General features: G+C 63.7%; 7 protein-coding genes. 6 read left to right on the top strand and 1 reads right to left on the bottom strand.

Features of this window, described 5'->3' with window-relative positions; genetic code table 11:
* The first annotated feature begins 4 nt into the window (after window positions 1–4).
* The 6 genes from C1D09_RS11070 to recJ all read left to right on the top strand — a co-directional run bounded on the left by C1D09_RS11070 (window position 5) and on the right by recJ (window position 5,494).
* Window positions 5–1,318, top strand: a complete 1,314-nt coding sequence (locus C1D09_RS11070; RefSeq protein WP_143974300.1) for a homoserine dehydrogenase — start codon at window positions 5–7, stop codon at window positions 1,316–1,318.
* Between the two features lie 122 nt (window positions 1,319–1,440).
* Entirely contained in the window at window positions 1,441–1,800 is a 360-nt protein-coding gene (locus C1D09_RS11065) for a hypothetical protein (RefSeq protein WP_143974298.1), read from the top strand.
* Window positions 1,801–1,870: 70 nt separating this feature from the next.
* Window positions 1,871–2,038, top strand: a complete 168-nt coding sequence (locus tag C1D09_RS11060; protein ID WP_143974297.1) for a Thivi_2564 family membrane protein — start codon at window positions 1,871–1,873, stop codon at window positions 2,036–2,038.
* Window positions 2,039–2,240: 202 nt separating this feature from the next.
* On the top strand, window positions 2,241–3,224 hold the full coding sequence (gene glpX, locus C1D09_RS11055) for a class II fructose-bisphosphatase (protein WP_143974296.1): 984 nt from the start codon (window positions 2,241–2,243) through the stop codon (window positions 3,222–3,224).
* A gap of 74 nt (window positions 3,225–3,298) precedes the next feature.
* Entirely contained in the window at window positions 3,299–3,532 is a 234-nt protein-coding gene (locus tag C1D09_RS11050; RefSeq protein ID WP_143974295.1) for a DUF6434 domain-containing protein, read from the top strand.
* 183 nt (window positions 3,533–3,715) lie between these two features.
* Complete coding sequence (gene recJ, locus C1D09_RS11045; RefSeq protein WP_246135708.1) at window positions 3,716–5,494, top strand: single-stranded-DNA-specific exonuclease RecJ; 1,779 nt, start codon at window positions 3,716–3,718, stop codon at window positions 5,492–5,494.
* A gap of 12 nt (window positions 5,495–5,506) precedes the next feature.
* On the opposite strand, the gene C1D09_RS11040 is transcribed toward recJ, so the two are convergent.
* The gene (locus C1D09_RS11040) at window positions 5,507–6,073 is read right to left on the bottom strand and encodes a dihydrofolate reductase family protein (RefSeq protein WP_143974293.1); all 567 of its coding nucleotides are present in this window, start codon (window positions 6,071–6,073) and stop codon (window positions 5,507–5,509) included.
* Between the last annotated feature and the right edge of the window lie 150 nt (window positions 6,074–6,223).

Here is a 6,223-nt window from a genome sequence, read left to right as displayed (position 1 = left end):
TTCCATGGCTGAAGCTCTGCGTGTTGGAATTGCCGGACTTGGCACGGTCGGCGCATCGGTGGCGCGGGTGCTGCGCGACAAGGCGGCGGAGCTGACCCGGCAATGCGGGCGCGACATTGTCGTGTCGGCGGTCTCGGCGCGTGACCCGAAACGCGACCGCGGCGTCGATGTCAGCGCCGCGAAATGGTTCGACGATCCGGTCAAAATGGCGCAGGTCGCCGACATCGACGTGTTCATCGAACTGATAGGCGGCGACGAGGGGCCGGCGCGCCTGTCGGTCAAGGCGGCGCTCGAAGCCGGCCGCCACGTCGTCACCGCCAACAAGGCGCTGCTCGCCAAGCATGGGGTGGCGCTGGCCGAGATCGCCGAGAAGAAGGGCGTGCTGCTCAACTACGAGGCGGCGGTGGCGGGCGGCATTCCGGTCATCAAGACGATGCGCGAGGCGATGGCCGGCAATTCGGTCAATCGCGTGTTCGGCATTCTCAACGGCACCTGCAACTACATTCTGACCCGCATGGAGGCCGAGGGCATTTCGTTCGACGCCTGCCTGAAGGACGCGCAGCGACTGGGTTACGCCGAGGCCGATCCGACCTTCGACATCGAGGGCCACGACACCGCGCACAAGCTGTCGATCCTGACCAGCCTTGCCTTCGGCACCAAGATTGCTGCCAACGACATTTACATGGAAGGCATTTCCAACATCAGCCAGGCCGACATCCGAGCGGCCGGCGATCTCGGCTATCGGATCAAGCTGCTCGGCGTTGCCCAGCGCACCGAGAGCGGCATCGAGCAGCGCGTGCATCCGACCATGGTGCCGACCGCTTCCGTCATCGCGCAGGTGCATGGCGTCACCAACGCGGTGGCGATCGAGACCGACATTCTCGGCGAATTGTTGCTTTCAGGCCCCGGCGCCGGCGGCAACGCCACTGCCTCGGCCGTCATCGGCGACATCGCCGACATCGCCAAGAGCCGGCCCGGCTTCCAGCATGGTCCGGTCTTCGGCCTGCCGGCTAAGGAGCTCAGGCCCTACAAGAAGGCGCAGATGCGCAGCCATGCCGGTGGCTACTTCATCCGGCTGACCGTGCATGACCGCATCGGCGTCTTCGCCGCGATTGCCAAGCGCATGGCCGACAACGATATTTCGCTGGAATCGATCGTCCAGCATGCGGTCAGCGGCGAGGTGGCGGCGCAGAAAACGGTGATCCTCGTTACCCACGAGACCACCGAGGCCGCTGTGCGCAAGGCCGTCGACGGCATCACCAAGGACGGTCACCTGACCGACAAACCGCAGGTCATCCGGATCGAGCGAGCAGGGTAGCTTCGCCTCGGGCAACGATCCGCGCTGGCCCCTGCGGTCGACAGAGGGCGACCAGCCGCGACTTGCCGGAACGAATTCGTCGCGGCGCCGTTCTCTTGGTCAGCAACCAAGGGAGCCGCTTCATGGCCGATACCAGCAAGTCCGACACCCCAGCAATCGACGATATCCAGAAATCGCTGGAAAAGCAGATCGCCGAACTGCGCAAGGAGATCACCAAGATCAACAAGAGCATTTCGGCGAGGGGCGCGGAAATGCTCGATGAGGCCAGCGAAGAGGCTTCGGATTTTTATGAGACGGCCGCGGCGCGTGCATCGCGCACAGGACAGCAGCTGCGCAGCCAGGCTCAGGCGGTTTCGGAAGTCGCGCGCGAGAACCCGGGCACGACGACAGCCGTGATCGGCGTCATCGGCCTGCTTGGTTTTCTGGCCGGGATTGCCGTCGGCCAGTCGATGAACAACGACACGCCGCACCGTTGGTACTGAGCGTGCCGGTAATGGGCCGGCATTGCCGGTTGGTTTTCCCGTTTCAGGGATTCATTTGAAGGAAGGCATCATGGCATCATCCATGTTGATCGGCATACTGATCACATTCCTCGTCATCATTCTCGTTCTCTATCTCGTGCAGCGCCTGCCGCTCGACGCCAAAATGCGGCAGATCGTGCAGGTCATCGTCATCATCATCGGCATTGTTTCACTGCTCAGATATCTCGCGGTTTTCTAGATCGCGACGGCGATCCTCAGGGCTTCTTCAAAGCGGCCTGGTCGTTTCCGACCATGCCGCAATCTTGTTGAGAATGTGTTCAATCGATTGATATTGCTCGCCTTTCGATAAAAGGTTCTGCGGGTCTTGCCGTTGTCATGCTCGTTTGACAAAACAGGGCGCCTCCGGCGGGAGGCGCTATTCCAACGAGGATTCGCCGAACATGAATGTGGCCCCGAACATCGTCGCCGGCCTTGACCGGATACTCACCATGGAACTGGTGCGCGTCACCGAGAGGGCCGCCGTGGCAGCCGCCAGGCTGCGCGGCCGTGGCGACGAGAAGGCTGCCGACCAGGTCGCCGTAGACGCCATGCGCCAGGAGCTCAACCGTCTTGCCATCAAGGGCACGGTGGTGATCGGCGAGGGCGAACGCGACGAGGCACCCATGCTCTATATCGGAGAGGAGGTCGGCACCGGAAAAGGACCGGCGGTCGACATCGCGCTCGATCCACTTGAGGGCACGACGATCTGCGCCAAGAACCTGCCCAATGCGCTTGCGGTCATCGCCATCGCCGAAAAGGGCAGCCTGCTGTTCGCACCCGACGTCTATATGGACAAGATCGCCATCGGTCCGGGCTATGCCGAAGGCGTCATCGATATCGACGCTTCGCCAGCCGAGAACATCGCGAGCCTGGCGCGAGCCAAGGGCGTCGCGGTTTCCGACATCACCACCTGCATCCTCGATCGGCCGCGCCACGCCAAGCTGATCGATGCCGTGCGCGCCACGGGAGCGGCGATCCGGCTGATCGGCGACGGCGATGTCGCCGGCGTCATCCACACCACCGACCCGGAGGAGACCGGCATCGACCTCTATCTCGGCACCGGCGGCGCCCCGGAAGGCGTGCTGGCCGCGGCCGCATTGCGCTGCACCGGCGGCCAGATGCAGGGCCGGCTGATCCTCGATACGCCGGAGAAGGTCGCGCGCGCCGCCAAGATGGGCATTTCCGATCCGAAGCGGGTGTACCGTGCGGAAGACATGGCGCGCGGCGACGTGCTGTTCGCGGCCACCGGCGTCACCGACGGCAACATGCTGGCCGGCGTCAAGTTCGGCCGCACCTATATCACCACCCACACCATTGTACTGCGCTCATCGTCGCGGACTGTCCGCGAGATCAAGGCGCGGCACCAGGATCTGGATAAGTTCTAGGCCTCCTTGCGAAGCCGCACTGCAGTTGCTAGCCCTTGGCTGCATCTGAACCCGGCGGCGCATTAGGATTGACGATGAATGTGCTCGACTGGCACGCGGATCCGATTTCGCGTGCCACGCCCATCACGAAGTCTTATCGCAACACCCAGAATGTGCGTCGCTTTTTCACGCGCGAATGCGGCGATACGTTCAGGTTCGATCGGCCTTTCATGGCCTGGCTCAAGGACGGCCGGCAAAAGACGATGGGAGACGCGGCCGACGAATGGATCCGGCGCCAGGCTGAAAGCGGAAAGCGTAGTTCTTCTTGAATTCTCCTGCGACGCCATCCGCCGTGAACCGCCCGGTTTTGCCTGTCTTTGGCCCTGAAGCGCGTCGCGTTCACGCGCAGCACGTTAGGCTGTTGTTCGCGCATGTCGTTAGTCCAAAACCGCTGCACATTTTTGGGCGACATGCTCTATCCTGCGGCCAACCATGAATGAGCTAAGCGCATAATGGGGGAAGGGCGCCTCTTCCTCGATGTCAGGCAGTCGGCGACCGGTCTCTCCTGGGAGCACCGGCTGACCGAACGACAGGACATGGTCGCGCTTGCCATCGCGCAAGGTCATGGCGTGCCCGACATCGTCGCGCGCGTTCTGGCGGGACGCGGTGTTACCGCCGACGAGACCGAGCGGTTCCTCGATCCGACGATCCGCGACCTGTTGCCCAATCCGGCATCGCTGACCGACATGGACAAGGCCGCGACCCGCATCGCCGCGGCGGTGATGGCGCGGGAAAAAGTGGCGATCTTCGGCGACTACGATGTCGACGGCGCCGCCTCGTCGGCCTTGCTGAAGCGGTTTCTGGCGCATTTTTCCATACCGTCGGAAATCTATATCCCGGACCGTATCTTCGAGGGTTACGGTCCCAATCCCGACGCAATGCGCGAACTCGCCTCGCGCGGCGCGACGCTGATCGTCACCGTCGATTGCGGCACCAACAGTGCCATTTCCGTCGATGCCGCCAACGAAGCCGGCGCCGATGTCGTGGTGCTCGACCACCATCAGGTTGGCGGCGCGTTGCCGGCGGCGATTGCGGTGGTCAATCCAAACCGTGACGACGATCTTTCCGGGCAGGGGCATCTGTGTGCCGCCGGTGTCGTCTTCCTCGCCCTGGTGCAGACCGCGAAAATCCTGCGTGGCCTGAGCGATGTCGCGCCGCCAGACCTGCTGTCGCTGCTCGATCTCGTTGCGTTGGCGACCGTTTGCGATGTGGTGCCGCTCACCGGCGTCAACCGTGCCTTCGTCGTCAAAGGGCTGCAAATGGCGCGCCAGCAGAAGAACGAAGGCTTGGCCGCATTGGCGCGGGTGTCGCGCATTGGCGAGCCGATCAGCACCTTCCATCTCGCCTATCTGATCGGGCCACGCATCAATGCCGGCGGGCGCATCGGTGATGCGGCGCTTGGCAGCCGGCTGCTTGCGACGGACGATCCGGCTGAGGCGCGGACCATCGCCGAGACGCTCGACCGGCTGAATCAGGAGCGGCAGCTGATGGAACAGGACATGCTGGCCGCGGCGCGTGCCGAGGCCGATGCCGAGCTTGCTGGTGGCAGCGGCCCGGCGATCGTCGTCACCGCCAGCAACAACTGGCATCCCGGCATTGTCGGCCTGCTTGCCTCGAGGCTGAAGGATCATGCGCGCCGGCCGGCTTTCGCCATCGCCTTCAACGCTGTGGGCATCGGTACCGGTTCGGGCCGTTCGGTGTCGGGCTTCGACCTCGGCCGATTGGTGCGCGAAGCCGCCGATGCCGGGCTGGTCGTCAAGGGCGGCGGTCACGGCATGGCGGCCGGCATCACCGTGGAGCGCGGCAGGTTGGGCGAACTCAGGGCGTTCTTCGAGGAACGGGCGGCTGCCGACGTGTTTCGCTTGCAGGACGAGGAGAGCCTGGCGATCGACGGCGCGCTTGCTGCCGAAGGCGCGACGCTCAGCCTGCTCGACGCACTGGAAAAGGCCGGCCCCTTCGGCGCCGGCCACGTTGCGCCGGTCTTCGTGCTGCCGCGCCATCGGCTGGCCGACGCCCGGCCGGTCGGCACCAACCACATACGCTGTGAATTGCAGTCGGACAGCGGCGGCCGTATCCAGGCGATCGCCTTTCGTGCCGTCGATACGGCGCTTGGCGAATTCCTGTTCAAGAACCGTGGCAAGAGCATACACGTCGCCGGCTCGCTGTCCGGTAATTACTGGAACGGCAACCGCTCGGTGCAATTTCGGATTGTCGATGCGGCGCGGGCATAGCTGCGCCAGTAGCTATGCAGCCTGGTCGGCCGGCGCATAACGCATTAGCGTCACGTCCTGCGACAGGCTTTCCCTGCCAAGCGGTTTCAGCGTCAGCGACAGGCCAGACTGGAAGTACGGCTTGCCGCCCCCCAGCACGACGGGGTGCATGTACAGCCGGTATTCATCGATAAGCCCTGCTCGTGCCAGATCGGCGGCAAGGTCTGCGCCGCCGAGGATGACGAGGCCATCCGTCCTTGACTTGAGTGAGCTCACCGCGGTCTCGGCATCGCCATTCACCAGCCGGGCATTGGGCCCGACCTGCCGAAGCGTGGTCGAGAAGACGATCTTCGGCGTCTCTCGCCACGCGCGGGCAAAGTCCCGCTCGACCTCGGTGGCGCCGGTCTCGCGCTCGGGGCTGTCCCAGAAGCGCATCGTCTCGTACATCCGCCGCCCGGCAAGGACTGCTGAGGCTTGCCTCATCATGTCGTTGAAATGCTGATGCAATTCTGTCCCGGGCACCGGCAGCGCGATATCCTCGTCGGATCGGGCGATATAGCCGTCCAAAGAGGTGAGCATGGAATAAACGAGCCTGGCCATTGGCGCCTCCGTATAAAAGCATAGGCCAGCATAACCAATTGCATTTTGCAATCAGATTTCGAACAACACGGCAGATGAAATTGTCGGCAATGCCTCAAGTGTGCGGCATCACTCCGTCGATGGGAGCTACCCGCGGTGTCTCGGACGCCG

The sequence above is a fragment of the Mesorhizobium intechi genome (assembly GCF_002879535.1).
Classification (GTDB): domain Bacteria; phylum Pseudomonadota; class Alphaproteobacteria; order Rhizobiales; family Rhizobiaceae; genus Mesorhizobium; species Mesorhizobium intechi.
Note: the sequence above shows the minus strand (reverse complement) of the source record. Positions and strands in the feature narration are given on the sequence as shown.

What these genes read in the sequence shown, in the direction of transcription:
- C1D09_RS11070 (WP_143974300.1), top strand. Translation starts at nt 5, where the DNA reads ATGGCTGAAGCTCTGCGTGTTGGAATTGCCGGACTTGGCACGGTCGGC.
- C1D09_RS11065 (WP_143974298.1), top strand. Translation starts at nt 1,441, where the DNA reads ATGGCCGATACCAGCAAGTCCGACACCCCAGCAATCGACGATATCCAG.
- C1D09_RS11060 (WP_143974297.1), top strand. Translation starts at nt 1,871, where the DNA reads ATGGCATCATCCATGTTGATCGGCATACTGATCACATTCCTCGTCATC.
- glpX (WP_143974296.1), top strand. Translation starts at nt 2,241, where the DNA reads ATGAATGTGGCCCCGAACATCGTCGCCGGCCTTGACCGGATACTCACC.
- C1D09_RS11050 (WP_143974295.1), top strand. Translation starts at nt 3,299, where the DNA reads ATGAATGTGCTCGACTGGCACGCGGATCCGATTTCGCGTGCCACGCCC.
- recJ (WP_246135708.1), top strand. Translation starts at nt 3,716, where the DNA reads ATGGGGGAAGGGCGCCTCTTCCTCGATGTCAGGCAGTCGGCGACCGGT.
- C1D09_RS11040 (WP_143974293.1), bottom strand. Translation starts at nt 6,073, where the DNA reads ATGGCCAGGCTCGTTTATTCCATGCTCACCTCTTTGGACGGCTATATC.